Source organism: Ornithinibacillus massiliensis (assembly GCF_018310345.1).
In the GTDB taxonomy this organism is placed as follows: Bacteria; Bacillota; Bacilli; order Bacillales; family Amphibacillaceae; genus Ornithinibacillus; species Ornithinibacillus massiliensis.
The window spans coordinates 18,426-41,964 of sequence record NZ_JAGXBY010000007.1; the positions used below are offsets into that span (position 1 = coordinate 18,426).

At 37.9% G+C, this 23,539-nt stretch carries 21 protein-coding genes and 1 riboswitch; of the genes, 15 read left to right on the forward strand and 6 right to left on the reverse strand.

What is annotated here, in order from left to right:
* The first annotated feature begins 275 nt into the window (after positions 1-275).
* Both KGF86_RS16855 and KGF86_RS16860 read left to right on the forward strand, forming a co-directional pair.
* On the forward strand, positions 276-878 hold the full coding sequence (locus KGF86_RS16855) for a hypothetical protein (RefSeq protein ID WP_211742526.1): 603 nt from the start codon (positions 276-278) through the stop codon (positions 876-878).
* Positions 879-1,352: 474 nt separating this feature from the next.
* On the forward strand, positions 1,353-2,165 hold the full coding sequence (locus KGF86_RS16860; protein WP_211742527.1) for a nuclease-related domain-containing protein: 813 nt from the start codon (positions 1,353-1,355) through the stop codon (positions 2,163-2,165).
* A gap of 72 nt (positions 2,166-2,237) precedes the next feature.
* On the opposite strand, the gene KGF86_RS16865 is transcribed toward KGF86_RS16860, so the two are convergent.
* Complete coding sequence (locus KGF86_RS16865; RefSeq protein WP_246521678.1) at positions 2,238-3,113, reverse strand: TetR/AcrR family transcriptional regulator; 876 nt, start codon at positions 3,111-3,113, stop codon at positions 2,238-2,240.
* A 153-nt stretch (positions 3,114-3,266) separates the two neighbouring features.
* On the opposite strand from KGF86_RS16865, the gene KGF86_RS16870 reads away from it, so the two are divergent.
* The 4 genes from KGF86_RS16870 (at position 3,267) to KGF86_RS16885 (ending at position 7,643) form a co-directional block, all read left to right on the forward strand.
* Entirely contained in the window at positions 3,267-4,778 is a 1,512-nt protein-coding gene (locus KGF86_RS16870; RefSeq protein WP_211742528.1) for an MDR family MFS transporter, read from the forward strand.
* Between the two features lie 487 nt (positions 4,779-5,265).
* The gene (locus KGF86_RS16875; protein ID WP_186870678.1) at positions 5,266-5,529 is read left to right on the forward strand and encodes a DUF1292 domain-containing protein; all 264 of its coding nucleotides are present in this window, start codon (positions 5,266-5,268) and stop codon (positions 5,527-5,529) included.
* 270 nt (positions 5,530-5,799) lie between these two features.
* Positions 5,800-6,243 (forward strand): MarR family winged helix-turn-helix transcriptional regulator, encoded by a 444-nt coding sequence (locus KGF86_RS16880; protein ID WP_186870679.1) that lies wholly within the window; start codon positions 5,800-5,802, stop codon positions 6,241-6,243.
* Between the two features lie 8 nt (positions 6,244-6,251).
* Positions 6,252-7,643 (forward strand): MATE family efflux transporter, encoded by a 1,392-nt coding sequence (locus KGF86_RS16885; RefSeq protein WP_246521689.1) that lies wholly within the window; start codon positions 6,252-6,254, stop codon positions 7,641-7,643.
* Between the two features lie 616 nt (positions 7,644-8,259).
* Here KGF86_RS16885 and KGF86_RS16890 read toward each other — a convergent pair.
* The 3 genes from KGF86_RS16890 to KGF86_RS16900 form a co-directional block, all read right to left on the reverse strand.
* Positions 8,260-8,625 (reverse strand): DUF779 domain-containing protein, encoded by a 366-nt coding sequence (locus KGF86_RS16890; protein ID WP_186870681.1) that lies wholly within the window; start codon positions 8,623-8,625, stop codon positions 8,260-8,262.
* A 75-nt stretch (positions 8,626-8,700) separates the two neighbouring features.
* Entirely contained in the window at positions 8,701-10,221 is a 1,521-nt protein-coding gene (adh, locus tag KGF86_RS16895) for an aldehyde dehydrogenase (protein WP_211742530.1), read from the reverse strand.
* 326 nt (positions 10,222-10,547) lie between these two features.
* Positions 10,548-11,630 carry a C40 family peptidase gene (locus KGF86_RS16900; protein ID WP_211742531.1) on the reverse strand — a complete coding sequence of 361 codons (1,083 nt, stop codon included), beginning with the start codon at positions 11,628-11,630 and terminating at the stop codon, positions 10,548-10,550.
* Between the two features lie 419 nt (positions 11,631-12,049).
* Between KGF86_RS16900 and KGF86_RS16905 the strand changes: the two genes are divergently transcribed.
* Complete coding sequence (locus tag KGF86_RS16905; RefSeq protein ID WP_246521680.1) at positions 12,050-12,796, forward strand: DUF4230 domain-containing protein; 747 nt, start codon at positions 12,050-12,052, stop codon at positions 12,794-12,796.
* A 221-nt stretch (positions 12,797-13,017) separates the two neighbouring features.
* Here the strand turns inward: KGF86_RS16905 and KGF86_RS16910 are convergent, their stop codons facing one another.
* Positions 13,018-13,479 carry an SRPBCC family protein gene (locus KGF86_RS16910; RefSeq protein WP_186870684.1) on the reverse strand — a complete coding sequence of 154 codons (462 nt, stop codon included), beginning with the start codon at positions 13,477-13,479 and terminating at the stop codon, positions 13,018-13,020.
* 309 nt (positions 13,480-13,788) lie between these two features.
* On the opposite strand from KGF86_RS16910, the gene KGF86_RS16915 reads away from it, so the two are divergent.
* Positions 13,789-14,235 carry a hypothetical protein gene (locus tag KGF86_RS16915; RefSeq protein ID WP_211742532.1) on the forward strand — a complete coding sequence of 149 codons (447 nt, stop codon included), beginning with the start codon at positions 13,789-13,791 and terminating at the stop codon, positions 14,233-14,235.
* 50 nt (positions 14,236-14,285) lie between these two features.
* Here the strand turns inward: KGF86_RS16915 and KGF86_RS16920 are convergent, their stop codons facing one another.
* Complete coding sequence (locus KGF86_RS16920) at positions 14,286-14,477, reverse strand: hypothetical protein (protein ID WP_211742533.1); 192 nt, start codon at positions 14,475-14,477, stop codon at positions 14,286-14,288.
* A 321-nt stretch (positions 14,478-14,798) separates the two neighbouring features.
* On the opposite strand from KGF86_RS16920, the gene KGF86_RS16925 reads away from it, so the two are divergent.
* The 7 genes from KGF86_RS16925 (at position 14,799) to cydS (ending at position 23,037) form a co-directional block, all read left to right on the forward strand.
* Positions 14,799-18,188, forward strand: coding sequence for a phosphodiester glycosidase family protein (locus KGF86_RS16925; RefSeq protein WP_211742534.1), 3,390 nt, complete (start codon positions 14,799-14,801; stop codon positions 18,186-18,188).
* 348 nt (positions 18,189-18,536) lie between these two features.
* Positions 18,537-18,836, forward strand: a complete 300-nt coding sequence (locus KGF86_RS16930) for a hypothetical protein (protein ID WP_186870688.1) — start codon at positions 18,537-18,539, stop codon at positions 18,834-18,836.
* A gap of 122 nt (positions 18,837-18,958) precedes the next feature.
* Positions 18,959-20,053, forward strand: a complete 1,095-nt coding sequence (locus KGF86_RS16935; protein WP_246521681.1) for a nitric oxide synthase oxygenase — start codon at positions 18,959-18,961, stop codon at positions 20,051-20,053.
* Between the two features lie 345 nt (positions 20,054-20,398).
* Positions 20,399-20,536, forward strand: a complete 138-nt coding sequence (locus KGF86_RS16940) for a hypothetical protein (protein ID WP_186870690.1) — start codon at positions 20,399-20,401, stop codon at positions 20,534-20,536.
* Between the two features lie 13 nt (positions 20,537-20,549).
* Positions 20,550-21,890, forward strand: coding sequence for a cytochrome ubiquinol oxidase subunit I (locus KGF86_RS16945; protein ID WP_186870691.1), 1,341 nt, complete (start codon positions 20,550-20,552; stop codon positions 21,888-21,890).
* Complete coding sequence (locus tag KGF86_RS16950; RefSeq protein WP_186870692.1) at positions 21,887-22,918, forward strand: cytochrome d ubiquinol oxidase subunit II; 1,032 nt, start codon at positions 21,887-21,889, stop codon at positions 22,916-22,918. Before KGF86_RS16945 ends, KGF86_RS16950 begins: the two co-directional genes overlap by 4 nt.
* An 11-nt stretch (positions 22,919-22,929) precedes the next feature.
* Positions 22,930-23,037 carry a cytochrome bd oxidase small subunit CydS family protein gene (gene cydS, locus KGF86_RS19695; protein ID WP_425516502.1) on the forward strand — a complete coding sequence of 36 codons (108 nt, stop codon included), beginning with the start codon at positions 22,930-22,932 and terminating at the stop codon, positions 23,035-23,037.
* Positions 23,038-23,255: 218 nt separating this feature from the next.
* Positions 23,256-23,433, forward strand: a riboswitch (Lysine riboswitch).
* The last annotated feature ends 106 nt before the right edge of the window (positions 23,434-23,539 follow it).

The following is a 23,539-nucleotide window of genomic DNA, read 5'->3' on the forward strand; positions in this document are numbered from 1 at the left end:
TAAGGTTACATACCACCTAATTAGAAAGGATATTCATTCCACGTTTACTTAAGTCGAATGAATATCCTTTTCATCAAACCGTTCATCTATTATATTATTTCTTCTTATTCTCTCTTGCGGCCTTTTTTCTTGCCTTCTTGCTTTGGCTAAATTCTTTAGCTTTAGAAATTGCTTTTGGATAACTAATTGCAAAATTAACTATTTTTACCAACTAAGACATGACTAGAAAAATCAAATAAGTTATAATTAAAGTAAGAAAACAGGAGGTGGGATATATGAAGATCACTATAGGAATTCTATTTTTCACCGTAATTGCTTATCATCTATTTCACTTTATCCGTTTGCTAATCAAAATGAAAGAGAATGTTGTATTTCCTGTAAATGAAGCAGAATCTTCAGCTGTTAGAAAATTTCCAGACAAAAAGTTAGAGCCCCCGACATACAAATCGCAGAAGGTAGGCATTATATTTTATTCATTTCTGCTCGTGTTCATGATCGGATTTTTTGCTATATTTGCATCAGTACAGGAATTTAATAATTGGCTTATCTTCTTATTTATTCTGTTGCCTTTTTCTTATTCCCATGATCTTTTTAATTTGTTTGCAGTATTAGAAGATGGTCTTCTAGTGGGAAGTCGTTTTATCCCTTGGAAAAGGGTGAAGTCCGTTCAATTTAAGCGGATTGATATCAAACACAGATATTACGGTCATGATAAAGAAGTGAATGACAAAGGGTATGAAATGATTATTAATAAAGGATTAAGCAGCAAAAATTGTATTGTTGCCTCAAGTGAGATGAAGGAGAAGTTAACAGAGGTGATACAAGAGCGGATGATGCAACAGGGTGAAAAAGTAATTTGGAAAGAGTCTCTTGAATAATAAGGGGACGTGTATGCTTCTTGAATTAAACCTTACTTGTCTTAACCCCTCCTTATCTTCCTTTCAAGGTAGCTATCATTGGACAATCCAGGTATCACAGAAATTTTTATGATATCACCCCTCATAATCTGGAGTACTTTCGCTTCCTCTTTTTTTGATAAATTACTATCCATGCTTCTTCGACAATTCGCTTTCCTTCCTTTTATTCCAGTAACTACTCTGGCGAAATGGCAGATTCTATTATTTTTAGTAAGTGAATGGGATTTGGGGTGTAATTTGTTATCTAGAAATAGATATGTTTATAGACATTAGTACTGGGTTCTAATATATAAAGATAAATGAGAGACGGTACGAATGTTTCGTTTAAACATACAAACCGTCTTTTTCTTATTTGAAAATCTCTACTAGTTATAGAAAATTCCCATCTAAGATAGATACAATACGTATAGAAATAAGGACTGGAGGGAAATTGGTATGTTAGGATTTATTGGTTTTTTATTAGTAGTAATAATTATGACGTTCATCATACTTATTATCAAGCGAATTATCATAGAGAACTCGAATAATCAAACAACTAGGCGACATCGAAACATACATGTCAATCAACCTTCTAAAAATTGGAGTAGCAAGGTTATTCCGCATCCAAATAGTAAGCCCATCGAACCATCTGTAAGACATCCAAGCTATAAGGAAGCAAGTGGAAATGGTTTTCTAAGTACATTCTTGAATAAAGGGAATTATGGGGAATACTTAACCTATAAGGAACTCACCCGATTGAAAGGGTATCATCGAGTGATGACTAATTTATATATACCGACAAAATCCGGAAAGAGCACGGAACTAGATCTAGTAATGATTTCTCAAAAAGGAATTTTTGTATTGGAATCAAAGAATTATAGTGGATGGATATTTGGAAATGAGAGAAATAAGAATTGGATGCAAATGCTCCCAGGAGGCAGGAAGTTCCCATTTTTTAACCCAATCTGGCAAAATAGTGGTCATATCCAGGCATTAAAAGCTGTAGTAGGTATAGAAGAAGACTCATACTACCATTCTTATATTATTTTTAGTGAGCGCTGTAAATTGAAACAAATCCAAGTTTCCTCGCCGAATGTGGTGGTAATAAAGAGAAATAGGCTTATTGCAACTATCAAACAGACAATCCAACAAACAGAGGATAAGTTGACTACGAAGGAAATCGATCAATTATATGAGAGATTGAGAGAATACACGCTAGTAGATGCTGAAACTAAACAAGCACATATTCGTCAAGTGAGCAAAAGATAAATAAATGGTCAGGTTTCTTATCCATCATAAGGAAAAAAACTGACCATTTATTATACGAAATGTAATCGATGGCTATACCATTTTCAAATAATTCCACACCGCATTGGTAAATAATTGTATTTGGGAGGTATTATCTGCTCCTTTAAATAAATCTAGAAATGGTTTCAATAGCTTTTGTACAACTATCTTGCGGATACGCTCCCGTTCCAATTCACTAAGAATGACATCAAAAAGGTCTTGCTGTTCTTCGTTAAAATCATATTGTTCCTTCAATTGGTACGCCATATCTAATAATTCCGACTTTGTGATGGCGTTTCGATGTACATTTGTTTTCAGTGTTTCAATTGCAAAATTATTTAAAAACGTACTTCCCGTCTTCTTCATATGACCTATTATAAGTTCGATAAAGGATAACAATGTTTCAATCAAGTCATGTAATACATAAGGGCTGTTTGTTACCTTGAGGGTAAATATCATATAATGCATCATTCCAAAATAAAGCACCGTTGCCTCTGATGCATACTCCCGAATATCTTCTCCTATTACCTCAACTAGTCTATTTGATAGCCATTCCATTTCGATAACGCGATGCAGCATGACGAGCTGTTTTAAATCCTCTTGGTTAGTTGAAAGGATATTTTCAAATAAGAGTTGGAGATTATTTTCCTTATTTAATTTCATTAAGATCGTAATTTGTTCAATTAACACGTCACGATCCGTAGGGTCCTTATCAATTTGCATGGCAACACGTTGCTGGCTAGCCTCATAACGGATATCCTCTAGTATCTCTGCTAAACAGTCATTCTTTGAAGAGAAGTAATTGTAAAATGTCCCCTTCGATATATTCGCTTTATCAATAATTTCCTGGATGGAAGTTTGTTGGAATCCTTTTTCGACAAATAGCCTTAAGGCGATACTAGCTACTTTACGTTTACGTTCGTTCATCATATTAATCGATCCTTTCCTTATGTGTAGTATACGTTTCTTAGGGCTGGAAAACAATACTTTTATACTAATAGTAAAAAAACCTTGCAAAAATTGAACTGCAGGTATAAAATAATCAAATGCAAACAAATTAGTATAGAAAAGAAGGGAACAATCATGAATACACAAATGAATAAACCGCCATATTTAATGATTAGTATATTATTTATTGGTGCTTTCGTTTCATTTCTAAATAATTCATTATTAAACGTAGCGCTTCCGTCGATTATGGTGGATTTAGAGATTAAAGATTATTCTACGGTACAATGGCTTGCTACGGGTTATATGCTTGTTAGTGGGATATTAATTCCAGCATCGGCATTTTTAATTACACGCTTTTCTAACCGTAGTTTATTTATTGCATCAATGGCTATTTTTACGTTAGGTACAGCAATTGCTGCTTTTGCTCCTAACTTTGGCCTATTGTTAACTGGTCGTATGATTCAAGCTGCAGGCTCTGCAGTGATGGGACCATTATTGATGAACATCATGTTAGTAAGTTTTCCACGTGAAAAACGTGGTACCGCAATGGGGATTTTCGGTATGGTAATGATTGCTGCACCTGCAATCGGTCCTACCCTATCCGGATATATTGTTGAGTATCACAATTGGCGTTTACTATTTGAAATGATCTTACCATTAGCGGTGATTAGTTTATTGCTAGCTATTTGGAAGTTCGGAAATGTCATGGAGCAAAATAAAAATGCGACACTAGATTATTTATCAGTCGTGTTATCTAGTCTTGGTTTTGGTGGGATTTTGTACGGAGTAAGTAGTGCTAGCTCAGATGGTTGGAGTGACCCGGTGGTAGTGACTACCTTAGTAGTTGGTGGTATCTCTTTAATCCTATTTATCGTTCGACAATTGAAAATGGATGAACCATTATTAGATTTGCGACCTTATAAATATCCAATGTTCACCCTAGCATCCATTATCGCCATCGTTAATGCGGTTGCAATGTTCTCCGGTATGATTTTAACACCTGCTTATATCCAGGATGTACGTGGTATTTCACCATTTGAATCTGGTTTAATGCTTTTACCGGGTGCGATTATTATGGGAATTATGTCACCAATTACGGGAAGATTATTTGATAAATTTGGACCACGTGCTTTGTCTGTAATAGGGTTAACAATTACTGCTGTTTCTACGTACATGCTTGCACATGTACAAATTGATTCAACTTACACATACATTGTAATGGTCTATTCATTACGTATGTTTGGTATGTCCATGGTAATGATGCCAATCATGACAAACGGATTGAATCAGCTACCAACACGATTGAATCCACATGGTACAGCTATCAACAATACAGCACAACAAGTATCTGGCTCAATCGGTACTGCTGTTATGGTTACAATCATGACTACGGTTGCTACATCAAAAGGTGAAAGCTTAATGAGTGGTGTGGATCCTTCTACCTTAACCGAAGCATCTGTTGCTTCGATGTCTCAACAAGCATTGCTAAATGGGATACAGTACTCATTCTATGTAGCACTTGGAATTAACATTGTCGTGCTAATCCTTGCTCTATTTATTAAACGAGTGGATACAAGCGATAAAGCAATTTATGAACTTGAGAAGCAAGAAAAAGGGCCTGAGAAACCGGAACCTGTCGTATCTTAATTTAATATAATCTCATAAGGAAGGTGTGGTGTCTGTGGATGCCATGCCTTTTTTATAGGTAAAAAGCGTTGTTTTTGATTCAAATAGTAGCTATGGTTTAGTTAAGTAGTCTATTGATTAAATAGGAAGGAAACCTTTTCCCAATAAAACAGTAGAACGTGGGAATTCATTAATAAAATAGAGGACACCTTCCAGAATGAATGACTGATTGGGTCAATTGATTAAGTAGGAAAGAAAGCTCCTTCAGAAATGAATGATTAAGGTAATTGATTAAATGGGAAGGAAACCCGATTGCAATTGAACAATAGAACATAGAATTAATTAATCCTAGAGAGTGCCTTCTTTAATTTGAACAATTAAGGTAGGAAACTTAGTTTTCAATGCTTAATTCACTCATGCTATCGCAGTTTCCACTTCTAACTGGTATAATTGACAAACACAATGGAAAATATAGCTACGAACTACCGAAAGAAAAGGAGGAATCATGATGGATCCAATAGAAGTAGGCGAAGTATTTACAATTAGCGATGAAGAACAGGAAGAGAGTGAAGTGGAAGTTATCGCGAAAGTAACATTACAAGGTACGGATTATGTTGCGGTTAGCTTTGTGGAGGATTTGAAAGAAGAAACAGAAGAGGATATTGATATCTTTTTCTTAAAGCTGGATGCTGATGGTGAATTGTCTGCTATAGAAACCGATGAGGAATTTGATCAAGTATCAGAAGCATTTGACGCGATTATAGATGAGTAAAAATTATCTACCTTTCGATGGGCATAATGGAAAATCAGTTATTTGTGTCCCGAAGCGTTAGACCAATATGAAACTTCGAATTGGCTGGAGTGATTTCGATGTATAATCGGATTCATTCCAGTCAACTTTTTTGATTGTAAGAAACAAAAGCATACTGTGTGTTCTTGTCCATAATTATTAGGTGGCTAACTAAATTGCACATTATGATTGAATCAATAAAAGAGTGATGGTAGTATAGTTAAGTATGATTTAATTAGGAGGCTAAGTATTTTGGAACGGCAAATAGAAGAGCATATTGGATATCAAATTAGGGTTGCTGCTCATTTATTTCATAATCAATTCAATGAGCAACTGGCTAAATATGATGTAACGGTAGCCCAATCAAGGGTGTTGTTCCTACTCGTTGAGAAGGGACCACAAATGCAAGGGGAATTGCAGCAGCAACTATATATTAAAGCCTCTACTATGAACGGAATTATTGAATCACTTTTAAATAAGCAATTAATTGAGAAGAAGGAATGTCCACAGGATAAGCGTTCGAGAATGATTACCCTAACTGAAAAGGGAAGAATGATTGATCAAAGCCTCTGGGATGATGTATCTGAAACAGAGGAAAGGATTTTAAAGGGGTTTAAGAAGGAAGAAATTGCCCTATTATGGATTTGGTTAGAACGGATAAAGGATAATATTATGGATATGAAAGAAGGGAAATAAGCGTGGAAATGAAAAAGCAGACAGAATTACTTGGTACACAAAAGATTACAACCTTATTGCGTAATTTATCGATTCCAGCAATGATCGGTATGTTTGTCATGACATTATATAATGTAGTCGATACTATTTTTATTTCTTATGGAGTTGGGATTGATGCAGTAGCTGGAACAACCGTTGCATTTCCTCTAATGATGATTGTAATGGCTATTTCTGCTGCACTTGGTGTGGGTGGAGCATCGGTGATCTCGCGCCGATTAGGAGAGCAAAGAGGAAACGAAGCGAATTTAGTATTTGGTAATATCATTTCGATGATTATCATCGTGAGTGTGGCTGGTTTACTTATTGCCTTCTTTTCATTGGAGCCACTACTTGTGCTCTTTGGGGCAACACCATCTACACTAGGTTATGCGATGGATTATATGTTCCCTATTATGTTTGGAACATTTTTCTTCTCATTCGGTTTTGCGACGAATAATATCGTTCGCTCTGAGGGAAATGCACGTTTTGCCATGATGACCATGATTGTACCTGCGGTTATCAATATTGCGTTGGATCCAATTTTTATTTTTGTTATGGATATGGAAGTACAAGGTGCGGCAATTGCTACGGTTATTTCGCAAGCTAGTGTGACATTGATGATTTTTAACTATTTTCGTAAAGGAAAAAGCTCCCTAAGTCTGTCTATGAAAGATTTAGCATTAAAGTGGGCTATCCTGAAGGAAGTAATGGCAATTGGTATGCCTGCATTTGTTCAACAGGCTGCAGGAAGTATTATGATGATTGCGATTAATAGTATGCTGATTCAATTTGGTAGCGAATTTTATGTTGGGATATATGGTTTAATTCAACGTATTTTAATGTTCACCATCATCCCCATTATGGGTGTTATGCAAGGAATGATGCCGATTGTTGGCTATAATTATGGTGCAAAGCACTATGAACGAATGAGGGAAACTATTTGGATTACCATGAAAATCGTTACAGCATGTGCTACCCTCATCATGTTATTGTTAGTCATCATCCCTTCACCATTTTTACGAATATTCACTGCGGATCCGGAAGTAATTAAAGAAGGCTCGAAAGCAATGCGTATTCTATTCATAGCCTTCTTTGTTGTTGGGGTGCAGGTTGTAGCGGGTGGTTTATACCAAGCATTAGGTAAACCAAAGCAAGCGCTAATTTTATCTTTATCTAGGCAAATCCTGATGTTAATCCCGTTAGTATTAATACTGCCACATTATTTTGGTGTGATTGGTGTGTGGCTGGCATTCCCAATTTCAGATGTATTATCCTTTATAATAACAGCAATCCTGCTTTATCGGGATAGGAATACGATGTTAGTAAAAGGAAAGAATGAGGATAATGATGAAGACGAATCAAAAGTTGCATTAGAAGTATAGGCTGATGTTGTAGTTAATGAGGAGTAATCACTTTCGGGTGGTTACTTCTTTTTGTTTTGAAGGGAAGGTGTGATAGAGAACGTATCTGTTACCAAAATGAGAAAGGAAAGCGAAAGAAGATAACAGAGGGAGGTTATCAGTTCCCTAAATGAGAAAGGAAAGCGGAAAAAGGTAACAGAGGGAGGTTATCAGTTCCCTAAATGAGGGAAGGAAAGCGGAAAAAGGTAACAGAAGGAGGTTATCAGTTCCCTAAATGAGAAAGGAAAGCGGAAAAAGGTAACAGAAGGAGGTTCTCAGTTTCCTAAATGAGGAAGGAAAGCGGAAAAAGGGCACAGAAGGAGGTTATCAGTTCCCTAAATGAGAAAGGAAAGCGGAAAAAGGTAACAGAAGGAGGTTTTCAGTTCCCTAAATGAGGGAAGGAAAGCGGAAAAAGGTAACAGAAGGAATGCCTCTGTACCCTAAATGAGAAAGGAAAGTGGAAAAAGGTAACAGAAGGAATGCCTCAGTTCCCTAAACGAGAAAGGAAAGCGAAAAAAGGGCACAGAGAGTGTGCCTCAGTTCCCAAGATGAGAAAGGAAAGCTGAAAAGAAGAGAGCCACTCCAGCTGTATAGTGGTTCACTGGGGGAATGGCTCTAATGCTTTTCGTTCTTGTTCGGTGAATACTCTTGATCTTGTGAGGAACCTCTTTCCTTCAGGTCCTTCAACAGAAAACATGCCGCCTCTACCCTCGACTACATCGATTATCAGTTGGGTATGCTTCCAATAGTTATACTGATCCCGTGAGATATAGAAGGGGGTATCTCCTATTTCGCCTAATAGAATGTCTGAATCGCCAACTCGGAATTCGTTTCTTGGGTAGCACATTGGTGAACTACCATCACAGCAGCCGCCGGATTGATGAAACAATAATTCTCCATAAATTGCTTTTAGCTTCACTAATAGCTGAAGACATTCTTCGGTTGCGATTACACGCTTAACCATTTCTCACACCCCTTTTGGGACAAGGGACATTCCTTGTCCCAGACTGCTTAATGCATTTTTTATAGGTTCAATCGATTAGAATAAACCTCCAGGACCGTCGCTGTAGCTAATTAATAGATTCTTTGTTTGTTGATAGTGGCCAAGCATCATGTGGTGATTTTCTCTACCAATCCCAGATTTCTTATAGCCACCAAAAGCAGCATGGGCTGGGTACTGGTGATAGCAGTTAGTCCATACTCTTCCTGCCTCAATTCCACGGCCAAAGCGGTAGGCAGTATTGATATTACGACTCCACACCCCTGCACCTAAACCGTATAAGGTATCATTAGCGATTTGCATTGCTTCTTCTTTTGTTTTAAAGGTTGTAACAGAGAGAACTGGTCCGAAAATTTCTTCTTGGAACATACGCATGTTATTATGTCCTTTGAAGATAGTTGGTTGGACATAATATCCTTCTGATAATTCGCCTTCCAGCTTATTCACACTACCTCCGACAAGAACCTCTGCACCTTCTTGTTTCCCGATATCTAAGTAGGAAATGATTTTTTCTAGTTGCTCGGAGGAAGCTTGTGCTCCCATCATTGTGTCTGTATCAAGTGGGTGACCAATTTTAATTTGATTCACTCGCTTAATAGCACGTTCCATAAATGGCTCATAAATGGATTCATGGATTAATGCTCTAGAAGGACAAGTACATACCTCCCCTTGATTTAAGGCAAACATGACTAGCCCTTCTACTGCCTTGTCTAGGAAGGCATCATCTTGTGCCATAACATCTTCAAAGAAAATATTTGGTGACTTACCACCTAATTCTAATGTAACAGGAATGATATTTTCGGATGCATATTGCATGATTAAACGCCCAGTGGTGGTTTCGCCAGTGAAAGCAATTTTAGCGATACGACTGCTTGTAGCAAGCGGTTTACCTGCCTCTAGTCCAAAACCATTTACAATGTTCACAACTCCAGGTGGTAATAGATCATGTATTAATTCCATTAGCACATGAATGGATGCTGGAGTTTGCTCAGCGGGCTTTAAGACGACACAATTTCCTGCAGCTAGTGCTGGTGCTAGCTTCCAGGTTGCCATCAATATTGGAAAATTCCATGGGATGATTTGGCCCACTACCCCTAATGGCTCATGAAAGTGGTAGGCAACGGTATCTTGGTCAATTTGACTAATACTACCTTCCTGTGCACGAATAGCTCCTGCAAAATAGCGGAAATGATCAATAGCAAGTGGTAAGTCAGCGGCTAACGCTTCTCTTACTGCTTTACCATTATCCCACGTTTCCGCAACGGCAAGCATTTCCAAGTTTTCTTCCATACGATCGGCGATTTTATTTAAGATATTGGCCCGTTCAGCTACTGATGTAGCTCCCCATGCATCTTTTGCTGCGTGTGCTGCATCAAGTGCTGCCTCAACGTCCTCTTTTGTAGAGCGAGCAATTTCACAAAATACTCCTCCTGTGACAGGGCTTACATTTTTAAAGTATTGACCATGAGCTGGGGGACGATATTCCCCACCAATAAAGTTGTCATATCGTTCTTTAAATTGAACTAATGCTCCTTCAGTATTTGGATTTGCATACTTCATTTTATCCATTCCTCCTTTATAGTTAATGAAAATCAAGATGCTACCTCTATTAAATTGCTATTCCAATATCTAGTAATTTATTCATGATTTTGGGATATTGAAGGCTTATTTATGGAATTTGCTCGAATGGAATGGAACAACCGTTCAACACTGGTAGAATGGTGGATTGAAGCAACGGAAAATATAGAAGAAGAGATGGTGAGCTATATTCCGGATATGGTTAAGTAAAACTATTAATAGGTGGGTACGGATAAAGCTAGTTACAATAAAAAAATCCAGCCTAAAACTAGACTGGATTTTATACATGTTAAGAATAAATATGAAACTTAATAAAAACGTTTAAATCCTTCAAAGTGTTTTTTCCAATAAGAGCTGTTTAGGCTTGTTATCTCCACACCATTAGATCCTGCATGGATGAATTCATTGTTACCTAAATAAATTCCGACATGGGAAATGCCAGCTTTATAGGTTCCTTCAAAGAATACTAAGTCCCCAACTTGCGGTGTATTCACATAATAGGAACGCATGTGATAACCTTCACTGGAGTATCGTCCTATGTTTAAGCCTGCTGCTTTATAGGCGTAGTAAATGAAACCACTACAGTCAAATCCACTAGGAGTAGACCCACCCCATACGTAGCTGACACCTAATTGACTTTTAGCAGTTTTAATCAATTTGTCGACATTATAGTCAGTCGCTTTAGTTGGTGTATCGGATTTTGGTGTTTCTACTTTAGCTCCATCACCAATATTTAGCTTTTGGCCTACATAGATAAGGTCAGATTTCAAGTTGTTCCACTTTTTAAGGTTTGCAACGGTTACTTTGTACTCTGATGCAATTCGTGAAAGTGTATCTCCTGATTTAACCGTATAGACTGTGGTGGAGTTAACTTGTGTTTCTTTTGGCTGCTCTGTTTTTGTTCCTGTGGAATTAGTTGAATTATTCGATGTTCCCGTTGTAGATGGTTTACTTACAACGAACACATTTCCTGGATAAATAAGGGTTGAATTCAAGTTATTCCACTTCATTAAATCATTAAGTGAGATCTTGTGTTTGGAAGCAATACCGCTAAGTGTATCGCCGGCTTTTACTGTATATGTAGTGGCAGCAGTTGATGTATTAGGTGTGGTCGTTTGATTTTTCGTAGGCTCTGTTTTATTACTTGGTTTTGACTCAGTAGAATTGGCCTGGGTCTTTAGAACCTGATTAGGGAAAATAATATCGCTAGTTAAATTGTTTAATGTTTTTAATTGTGTCACCGTCGTGTTATGTTTCTGAGCGATTTTCCATAATGAATCTCCACTTTGGACTTTGTACGTGCTAGATGCTTCGGCTTCTTCCATTCCGAATAATAATGAAGCAATGAATGCCGTTGAAGTGACTGACATTATTATTTTCTTGTTAGCCAAGTAAATGTACCTCCTCACAAAACTATTATTTGTAAAATAGTATACTATAAATTTGTCAAGTTTAGTAGATTAATGTGTAATATAGGTATCATTAACTACGAATAATTTACTATAAAATGAAATTATTATGACGAAATTCTATGAAAAAAGGGTTTGAATCGCTTAGATAGAGGGGAATTTTCTACTTTTTACGACAAATTATGCAGACAAGTTGACAATGTTATACTATAATAGAATTGTTACAAGTTTATTACAAAGAGTGAATATAAAAAGTAATTCTTTGAATCTATTTCTTTCTTTTTATAGAAATGACGTATTTGACTTACGGTATACCGTAGTCTTTTTTCTTTGCTTGAATTGGATAGTAGATGCTTTTTGCTGATTAGTTGAAAATGAATAGGATGGAGGAAGGAAGCTCATTGAAGAAGAAAAATGATGAAGTCCTAAAGCAGCTTGAGAATATGCTAGATGAGCTTAAAAAAGGTGAAGACGAAAGTACTGCAACTGCAGTGGTCGGAAGAAGAAAAGGACGCACTATGTTCGGAGCATTTTCAAAGCTGTTCTTTCGATTTTGGGGTATTAGAATTCTAATTATTGTCATCATACTTGCGATATTTATATTCGGGGGTATGCGTTTCTTCTCTGGAAGTACGCTCAAGAAAGAAACGACTACTTATGTGGAGCAGGTGCAGGATTTGGCTACACTTGCAACGGCCCAGGCTCATTTGAAGGTAGTAATTGAACAAGTGGATAATAAGTTGTTTGGAAATGAAATCTCGATTAATTTCCCAGGGACAAAGCGTGAACTAATATTAATTGTTCCCGCAACAGTTACCGCTGGGGTTGATCTTAAAACTTTAGATTCAGATGCGATTAAAGTGGATGAGAAGAATAAAGAAATTAAAATAGCCCTACCTAAAGCAACACTATTACAGGATCCAGCTATCCAAATGGATGGCGTAAGAGCCTTTTCTGATGAAGGGTTATTCCGTGGTAATGTCAGATGGGATGAAGGGTTTGACCTAGCAGCGGAGGCGCAAAAGGAAGCGGAAGAAGAGGCAATTGAAGTAGGGTTATTTGATTCCGCTGAGGAGAATGCTAGAAAGTTACTAGAGGAGTTCTTTGGTGAATTAGGTTATCGTGCAAGTGTAAGTTTCAATGAATAAACTATAAGGGAGACGGCTCTTTTGTTTCAAGAAACATGACAAAAGAGCCGTTTTTCTATTGTTAAAATGCCGTCCTATTGGACTAGTATCGAACTGAAACAGACTATTCTCCCTTTATGAAAAATTAGGTGGCAACCTTTAAAACTAATTTTCAATTAGAAAGTACGACCTTTATCTCGGCGGAAACATGTAGTAAAAGCATCTATTATATCAGCATTGTATCATTCATCTAACATTCTATTTTCCAAGAAATTTTTTAATTTATCAATTTGGTCCTTGTAAACAAATTTACCTAATCCACCGAACAGCTTGGTGATGACTCGGTAGTATAAATTGCTCGGGATGATACTAGATTCCAATACGATCCTTGTTCCGTCAGGTTCCCTATAAAGGAAGTATCTAGTAAAACTCTTTCCTTCTTTAGAGGTAGATTCCATTTCAATTCTATGTGGTGGATCATATTCTGTGATGATAACATCTACTTCAATGGTCTTCTTCTCGAAACGTTGTACACTTCTAAATTTGGTTCCAACCGCATTGACTTTCACATCATTTTCATAAATGTTTTCAATAAAATATTCATTCCATAGCTTGATCTTCTCGTCGTCATCCACATATTCAAACACAACTTCTAGTGGTGCATAAATGAACTCTTCTAATCGAAATAATAATTTTTCTTTCATTTTATTCCCTATCCTTATATGTAATGTAGAAGGTATCTCCATAGATTAGTATACGTTGAGAAGCTATGGCTTGTCGATAACAATTTGCAATGGTGGGGCGATTTATCTGCTTAAGTAGCTATAAGGAGTATAGCCTCTCTAACTAATATTTGCGCTTAGTTCGTTTCAGTAGGTTGAATTTAACAGGAAAATTAGGAAATATTCCCATTTTGCAATGCTTATGTTGTACAATAAATTAAATACTGTTCGGAAAAGGATATAGGGAAAAGCATTTCTGTCTATTTACTTGTTTAAATTGGGGGTTTCATATTGGGGAAAGAGGAGAGGAAAAGTACTCGCATTAATCATGGTAAAATCTGTCCAAAAGAAATTGAGACGATAGTAGAGCAACTGGGGAAATTGCGTGAAATACAACGAGATGCATATATTAGTAAACTAATAGAGAGAAGTGATAGACAGAAGCTCGCATTTTCTTCACTCATATATTTACGTAAGCTGATAGTACATAATTCGAAATTTGACGATAAAACAAAGAACTATTATTTAAATATTATTGAGCAATTAACCCACCAACTACAGCATACATTATCTCCAATGGAAGTTCGTTTCATCTTTACGGAGATAGCGGACTTGAAAAATAGGTTAACATCAAGAAGCAGATATTTCATACGACGGTTTTGGTCATTCTTGAGTGAGATGAGAGACTCCGCAGTAAGTTTATTGCGTACCATATTTTCAGGGAAAAAACCAAAATAAAGTCCTTGGGTCCTACTGCCCAGCTGCATGTGGGGTCTTTTTTTGATGACTTAAACGTATACAGGATTTCTGCACATGTAATAGTTGAAATGGGACACGAAGAAGTTACGTGCGGTGATAACGATGGATAGTATTATGGAAGATAGGGATACGTAAGCCACATTGCCAGTACTAATTACAGAGAAAAGAAATTTCGTATTTAATTTCTGGTAATCTTCTACCCCTTTTAGTAACTCCTCCAACTAAGTCCTCCTATTTCCTTGTACAAGAAATATTCTCAAGATGAGTCTAGCTATTTTTAAGGTAGCAATACCTAGGAGAGAAATCGTTCTATTATCCTAAATATTTTTAATCCTACTTAACACTGCTTTGTTAGCATAAATACTAGTATTAGTAGAGGGGAGGCACGTATGTAAAGACGGTTCTTCATACTTAAGTCTCAGGTTTGGGTTTATGTTTCTGTCGGATTTTGCCGATGATTTAGTTCTATTGCTGTGTATAGCTAATTCCAGACTATTAGTACAATAAGAGTGAAGGATAGTTTCATAGAGGAGGGGCTAGTATTGAATCGAAAATGGTTAAGTGGGTTCTTAGTTGGGGTACTTGCATTATCTAGTTTTACACCAGTAGTAGGAGCTGAAAGAAGTCCAATTGCAGATGCAAGATCAGCTTCATCGAATAAGTATGAACCAGTTGTTACGGTCGGTCCTAGTGGGAAAACGATACTAACAAATGAAGAATCGACCAAAATTGGTCCCGGAATGGAATTGACCGCATTCGAACGGTTTGATGCACGTGGCTGGTTGAATGGAGAAGTGATGACCATTGATTTAGGTCATCGTGCTGTTTCAACTGATTTATTGTATTCTGGAGTAGTTACAGATGCAAAGCCGGTCTCGGAGTTGGTTAAGCAATCGGGTGCAGTTGCGGGGGTGAATGGGGATTTTTTCGATATTAATAATACAAATGCACCGTCTGGGGCAATGATTCAAAATGGTAGTTTATTAAAAGGACCACAAGGGTCGCATACGTTGACTGCTGGGGTCGATGAAAATGGAATTGGAAGCATTTCTAATCTCTTCTTAGAAGGTACGGTTCAGCTTCCTTCCGGTAGTGTAGAGCTGGCAGCGCTCAATCAATCTAGTATTCCGACAGGAGGTATTGGTCTATATACATCCGTGTGGGGACAGGCTCAGCGTCCAGGTGGGAGTACAGGATATGAGGTTGTAGTACGTGATGGTGTGGTAGCGTCAACATCTAGTCAGGTTGGTCGTGGTGAAATTGAGGAAGGAAGCTTTGTTCTTGTTGGTAGGGAAGCTGGCGCAAATAAATTACAATCGATATCGGTTGGGGATGAGGTTGCGGTATCCTATGCACCTAAGGTAGATGGCGATTCGTTAATGAATTTTGCAATTGGTGGCAATGCTATTTTAGTAGAAAATGGCGAGGTTCCAAGAAGATTAGATGACAGTACTACAGCTCCTCGGACAGCAGTTGGTTTTTCAGAGGATGGACAAACGATGGTGTTAGTGGTCGTAGATGGTCGCCAATCCAATAGTCGTGGGATGACATTAAAGGAATTAGGGCAATTGATGGCAGAATTCGGTGCTCACCAAGCATTGAATATTGATGGCGGTGGTTCCACAACGATGGTAGCACGTATGCCAGGGAAGGAAGATGCAGAAGTTGTAAACAGTCCATCAGATGGCACGGAGCGTTCAGTACCTAATGGAATCGGAGTTTTCGTGGAAGCTGGAAGTGGTGTATTAAAGAGCTTTGCTGTAGAAACGGTGATGAACAACGAGCAAAGTGATCGTGTATTTCCTGGGCTAACAAGAAGTTTTATTGGAAGAGGGTATGATGAGAATTATTCACCTGTTTCAGTTGATAACATCAAGTGGAAGGCACTACCAGCTAATGTCGGATCGTTTGATAAAAATGGTGTTTTCCATGCGGAAAAGTCTGGTAAAGCTGTTGCTCAAGCACAGGTTCGTTCTTCTAAAGGGACGACGGAACTTACTGTACTTGGTGCGTTAGACCGGATTGAGCCTTCTTCTTCCTATATTGGTTTAGAAATGGGAAGAACTGCTAGCTTTTCTGTTAATGGTTATGACAGGAATGGCTACTCAGCACCAATTGAACTACGTGATATGACATTGGAATATGATGAATCTGTAATCTCGTTAGAGGAAAATGAAAATGGTAGTTATACTGTTATTCCAAATGAAGATGGTGGAGCAACGACAATCCAGATAACCGTACTGGATAAAGTAGTACAGCTACCGGTTACAGTTGGTCTTACCACAGTAGAGATTTCTGATTTTGAAACGACAGAAGGTTGGAGCTTTACCAAGTATCCAGACGCAGTAGGTGCTTCCATAGAGTTAGTGGAAGGTAGAAGTGGGAATGGGATTCAGCTAAACTATGATTTTTCAACAACCACCGCGACACGGGCAGCTTACTTGCAGACCTCTCCAATGCTAGAGCTACCTAGAGATGTACAAAATATCGGTTTGTGGGTACATGGTGATGGAAATGGTGCCTGGTTACGTACAGTAGTAGAGGATGCCACTGGTACCCGGTATACGTTGACACTTGCTGATGCAGTAAATTGGACAGGCTGGCAGTACGTGGAGACGACTTTACCAGAGGGGATTCAATATCCAGCGAAGCTATGGCGAGTTTATCCAGTTGAAACAAATAGTAATAAGCAATATACTGGCTCACTTATCTTTGATGATTTAACCGTGAAAGTGCCGCCTGCATTAGATGAGGTAGAAGAATCAAAGGTGATACCGGATTCCCTTATTGTACAACAGAATGGATTTAATCAAGATGCTTGGAAGTTTGCTGTCTTAAATGATTCTCAATTTGTAGCACAGGCACCTAATAGTGAGCAGGTTCAAATGGCTCGGAAGGCATTACGTGAGATTGTGGCACAGGAGCCAGAGTTTCTTGTTATTAACGGGGACTTAGTAGATACAGCTTGGAAAGAGGACTTTGATTTAGCTAAGGAAATATTAGAAGAGGTAGTTGGGAATACAATTCCTATCTATTATACTCCTGGAAATCATGAAATTGTTGGAAGTGGTTCTTTAGATAATTTCTTAGAGGTATTTGGTGATAATCGTTATACCTTTGACCATAAAGGAACACGATTTATATTACTTGATTCCTCAACAGGCAGCTTTAGAACAAGTGATTTTGACCAAATAATTGAATTGAGACAGTCATTGGTTGATGCTGCTTCAAATCCAAAGATTAATAATGTAGTAGTATTCGGACACCATCCAACCCGTGATCCACTGCCAACCAAAAATAGTCAATTGTCTGATCGTAAGGAAGCGGAGCTGATTGAAAATTGGTTGACCGAATTCCGAGAAGCATCCAAAGGAAAAGGGGCCATTTATATTAGTGGTCATGCTCACACGGTTCATTTAGAACGCGTTGAAGGGGTACCGTATATGGTGACTGGTTCAGCAGGGAAATCACCGTATGGTTCACCAGCTAATGGTGGATTTTATTCTTGGACGATGTTCGGTGTGGATCCTACACCGACTCCGGATAAACTATTCGGACCAGAGCATGCATCTTCTAGTAAGAAAAAAGGGGCGGAATGGATTCAAGCAGAAGTACGCCCAATTTTAGAGGACATTACGATTGATGCACCAGACAGAATCCATGTCGGTGAATCAGTAATCATTTCTGCCGATGGACACCAATCAGGAAATCTTGTTTTCCCACTTCGCTATCCAGCATCGGTTACATGGGAAGGCAGTGCGGACGTATTTGTTGGCACTGGTGCTGCGTTAGAACGTGCGAAGGATTCTGGCAAGTATACAGCTACTTTTAATCCGAGTACTAGGGAATTAACCGCTATAAAGAGCGGATTAGTGGAGTTAGCGGTAAGTTCTAATGAGATGAAGGCTGTGGTCGAGGTTGTAGTAGAGTAAACAAATTAATGCATATGAAAATCTATTTTCTAATGTATAAATTGTTTACCTTGTGGAGATAATAATTGATAGATTCATATTTTAATCTCCCCCTTATTATAGGAGCACAAATGATACAGATCATTTGTGCTCCTTTTTATTTTTGAATGATATAGCTTTGGTGACACTAATATGATCCCTTAAAGTATCAGCCTGAATCAGCAGGGTTGCAATTATTAGTCGCAACTTGTTCAGCCCATCTATTTATAAAACATAAATCAGGCTATAATTAGGTGAATATTAATATTGCTTCATGTATGTGCTTTAGACTATCTTTAAAAGTAAGCATATATTCGGAGGAGCCTGTTCATGAAAAATAGCACCTTTATCTTATATCAATCTCTATTATGGGTTGTGCTTCTAGTAACTAATATTGTATTGAATCCATATATTGGACCTCCATTTGAGTGGATAGATGTCGTTTCGATGATGATGTTATTCCTCAGCTTTTTCATCGTGTTTCTTCTCTTAAAGAAAGTATTTATCCGACATGTACGATCGGTGCGGTATAAAATAGGCCTATCTATCCTTGCTTTTATTATTGCCGTACTGTTTTTAGTGGTATTAGAAAATGTGTGGTTTGAAGTAACTGGTAAGATGTTGTTTTAAACTACTCTATTCAGCTTTTTCATAGAAGTAGGACTAATTTCCTGAAAAGTTCATAAAATCGGCTATTTCTCTATCATTTAGTCGTTATGCTTCGTGGTAGACTAAAGTTGGAGTTGATGAAGATGAATACAACACATGATGAAAAATTAATAAATGAAGCAATAACATTCATTAAAGCCTGTTATGATGAACTTCAACTTTCAGAGGAACAACAACAAGAGCGAATAAACGAGATTGAAAAGGAAATTCTCCAAACAGGGAGTTATACCCATAAAACGTTTGAATTGACCCACGGAGCAAAAATGGCTTGGAGAAATAGTAATCGTTGTATCGGACGTTTGCTCTGGGATACATTACATGTGTTTGATGAGCGGGACATTCAAACAGCAGACGAAGCGTTTGACAAATTAAAGAGACATATTGAATTTGCTACGAATAATGGAAAAATCCGGTCAGCTATCACCATATTTCCACCACGAATGAATGGAAAAAATCCGCTTCGTATTTGGAACCATCAATTAGTCCGCTATGCTGGATATGATGAAGGAGAGCAAGTTATTGGTGATTCCACATCTATTAAATTTACTAAAATGTGCCAAGAATTAGGATGGGAAAGTAAGAAAACCCCTTTTGAAATCCTACCTCTAGTTATCCAAGAAGATGGAAAAGCGCCTAAATTATACAACCTACCAGAGGAAATGATTAAAGAAGTACCTATAACCCATCCGGACTATCCTGATCTGAAGAAATTAGGTGTAAAGTGGTATGCTGTTCCGATTATTTCCGATATGCGTATGGAAATCGGTGGTATTGATTACCCAATGGCACCATTTAACGGTTGGTACATGGAAACGGAAATTGGTGCCCGTAACCTTGCAGATGAAGAACGCTACAATCTTTTGCCAAAGGTAGCAGAAATCCTAGGCCTAGATACAAGGTCCAATCACTCCCTTTGGATGGATAAAGCATTGGTAGAGCTAAATATTGCCGTACTACATTCTTATCAAGAGGCTGGTGTTACACTCGTAGACCATCATACCGCAGCAAAACAGTTCAAAAGCTTTGAACGAAAGGAAAAAGAATCCGGGAGAGAGGTGACTGGCAACTGGGTATGGTTAATCCCACCTGTATCACCAGCCACTACCCATATTTTCCATAAGCGATATAACAACCAAGTGAATGTACCAAATTATTTCTATCAAAACGAACCAAGCTAATGTAATAGGAGCAGAGGGATTGAAACCCTTCTGTTCCTATTTTTATGGATTAGAAATTCTCCATTGTTTAAGTTGCAAATGATTCATTAGAAAGAGTGCGTTTGTATGATGAATGATAGAAACACGCATTTACTCAAGTAGGAAGTAATGAAGTAGGAGAATAAAAAATTGCCAGGTGCGTGTAATTAATCAATTAACTCGAAATGAAGTTAATTGTACGAGGAGTCTCTATTTCATTCCGTTGTTTCCGATAATCTAGCTCATTATCTTAATAACAGAATAAAATTAGAAATACAACTCATAATAACTCTGATACATAATCGCAAGAAAGTAAGGATGATTATAATGAGACGAGTGGTTACGGAAAGAAAACAACTATCCAAGCCCAAATACCAATCCCATGAAAAGAAATTAGTTTGGTTGTCCTTTATTGTTGCGGCAATTATGCTGTTATCGATTATCGGAAGATTGGTTAGCGGCTAAAGGAGGAAGAATATTGATTAACGAGGAAGCGGTTTATTACAGTAGAATCTTAACGGAGGTTACGCTTTCCTTTCATATTATTTATGCAACCATTGGGGTAGGGGTTCCGTTATTGATTATGATTGCCCATTGGGTTGGGATTAGGAAAAATGATAATCATTATATATTACTTGCTAGAAGATGGACACGAGGCTATGTTATCACGGTCGCGGTTGGGGTAGTAACTGGTACAACCATAGGTTTACAGCTTTCACTATTATGGCCAAACTTCATGGAGCTCGCCGGTAACATCATTGCACTCCCAATGTTTATGGAGACCTTTGCATTTTTCTTTGAAGCAATCTTCCTTGGGATTTATTTATATACATGGGATCGGTTTGAAAATCAGTACAAGCATTTGTTGCTGTTAATACCTGTTGCTATCGGCGCTTCATTTTCAGCTGTATTTATTACGATTGTTAATTCGTTTATGAATGCTCCTCAAGGGTTTGATTTGGTAAATGGAGAAATTGTGAATGCAAATCCAATCTTAGCGATGTTTAATCCAGCAATGCCGACTAAAGTTTCCCATGTGGTTGGAACTGCCTATATGACTTCTGCCTTTGTACTTGCTTCGATTGCTGCATTTCGTTTGATAAAAGGTTCTAATCACATATATCACAAGAAGGCACTCCTATTAACAATGAAAGTAGGATTTGTTTTTACTGTTACCATCTTAATCACAGGAGATTTATCTGGGAAATACTTGGCAGAATACCAACCGGAAAAATTGGCCGCTGCAGAGTGGCATTTTGAAACGACTGAATCTGCGGAACTAATTTTGTTAGGAGTAATGAACGATGAGGGGGAAGTGAAATATGCGTTACGAATCCCTTATGCGCTGAGTATTCTTGCTCATGGCTCACCGACAGCGGAAGTAATTGGGTTGGATCAATTTGCTGAAGATGAAATACCACCGCTTTCTATTCATTATCTATTTAATATTATGGTTGGTGTTGGCATGCTAATGATAACTATATCCATTCTATTTATTTTCAGTAAGTATCGAGGTTGGTCATTTGTAGATACGAAACTTTTTCGTTGGTTGATCGTGTTAGGTGGACCGTTAACGATTATTGCAATAGAAGCTGGTTGGTGGTTAGCAGAGGTTGGTAGACAACCATGGGTCCTTAGAGGGATTATGCGTACAGCAGAAGGGGCAACAACTAATAATGATGTTGATCTTATGCTCATTTTATTCTGTGGGCTGTACGTTATCCTTGGAATTGGTTCAATTGTTATTTTGACAAGAATGTTCCGTAAGAACCCGGTGGAAAGAGAACTAGCGGAACGAAAAGGAGATGTTCCATCATGAGTGTAGACCTAGAGATTATTGGAATAGTTGTATTATGGACATTTCTCTTCGGTTATATATTAATTGCATCGATAGACTTCGGTGCAGGTTTTTTCAATGCTTATGGTCTCTTTACCAATAGACAACATATTCTAACTAAAATCATCCAACGCTACCTTTCTCCGGTTTGGGAAGTGACCAATGTATTTCTTGTTTTCTTTTTTGTTGGGGTAGTTGGATTTTTCCCGAGTACGGCTTTTTATTATGGGACAACGTTACTTGTTCCGGTGAGTATCGCGATTTTGCTTCTGGCTATTCGGGGGTCTTACTATGCATTTGAAACATATGGTTCCCGTTCCCATAAGGGGTATGCATTTATGTATGGATTATCCGGCCTCCTTCTACCTGCTGCTTTATCTATTGTATTGACGATATCAGAAGGTGGTTTTGTGTTTATGCAGAATGGGAATCCGGTTCTCGATTATTGGGCATTGTTTAGTAGTCCGCTGACCTGGAGTATTGTGGTGTTAAGTGTTTCCGCGGTACTTTATATCTCTGCCGTATTCCTTACCTGGTATGCGAATAAAGCTAATGACAAACCCGCAACCGCTTTACTCCGTCGCTATGCATTAATCTGGGCATTGCCAACCATTATTACTGCTGGTGGAATTATTTATGAGCTTAGATTTCATAATCCAGAGCATTATGAGCGTCTCCTGGGGTTGGGGTGGATGTTTTTGATTTCAGGAGTATTATTTGTGGGAACAGTGTGGCTTGTTTGGAGACGGAAGAATTATGGAGTAGCGTTTGTTCTCCTCTTTGGGCAGTTTGCATTTGCCTTCTATGGGTATGGTATTTCACATTATCCGTATTTGTTGTATCCACATTTAACACTATATGACAGTTTTACGAATGAAGCTATGGCGATTGCGCTCATTATAGCATTTATTGCTGGGCTGGCTTTGTTGATTCCATCACTATATTTAATACTTCGGCTCTTCTTGTTTAATAAGGAGTATGTCAGTGGAAAATCAAAACAGGAACATTGAGGTGACTTTGCATGGATTTTTTTCTAATCTTTATTGCGCCATTTCTTGTGCTCCTTACAGGGATTGTGGTGGCGTTTTGGTGGGTGCTTCGGGATGAGGGAGTCCATAGAGGAAAGTAATAAAAAAGTTGGCACTAGAAAAGTTTGGGTAGGAATAGATAGAATACCTTGAGGACAAATAATGCACCCAAATTATAAGTGAAATGTTGACAACTAGCTAGTATGTGTAAGCGAATGGGATTCCAAATCTAGTTAAATTTCATGAGTAAGCTTGACAAATCACTTTATTCTGGTAATATAGTGAACTATATTTCAATTTCATATTGAACCTTGTCATTCGATGAGGTAGAGGTGCGGGTAATAAGAGTAAGCAATCGGAGTATGACATCGATGAGGATTGCCTGAAAGGATTATTTGCCGAAGCGTAATGAAGGTCAAATTCATTATTGCTGGTGTGTCTTCTGAATAAGAAGCATACTGTCATGCAATTTTAGTGCATGGAGAACTACTGATCAGGATGGAGGATAACGTATTGTGTAAAGACAATGGTAGGTTATTTTCCTATTCGTTGTCTTTTTTGTTTAGTCTTGTTCGTTTGCTATACCCCAGCTAGCGGAACGTT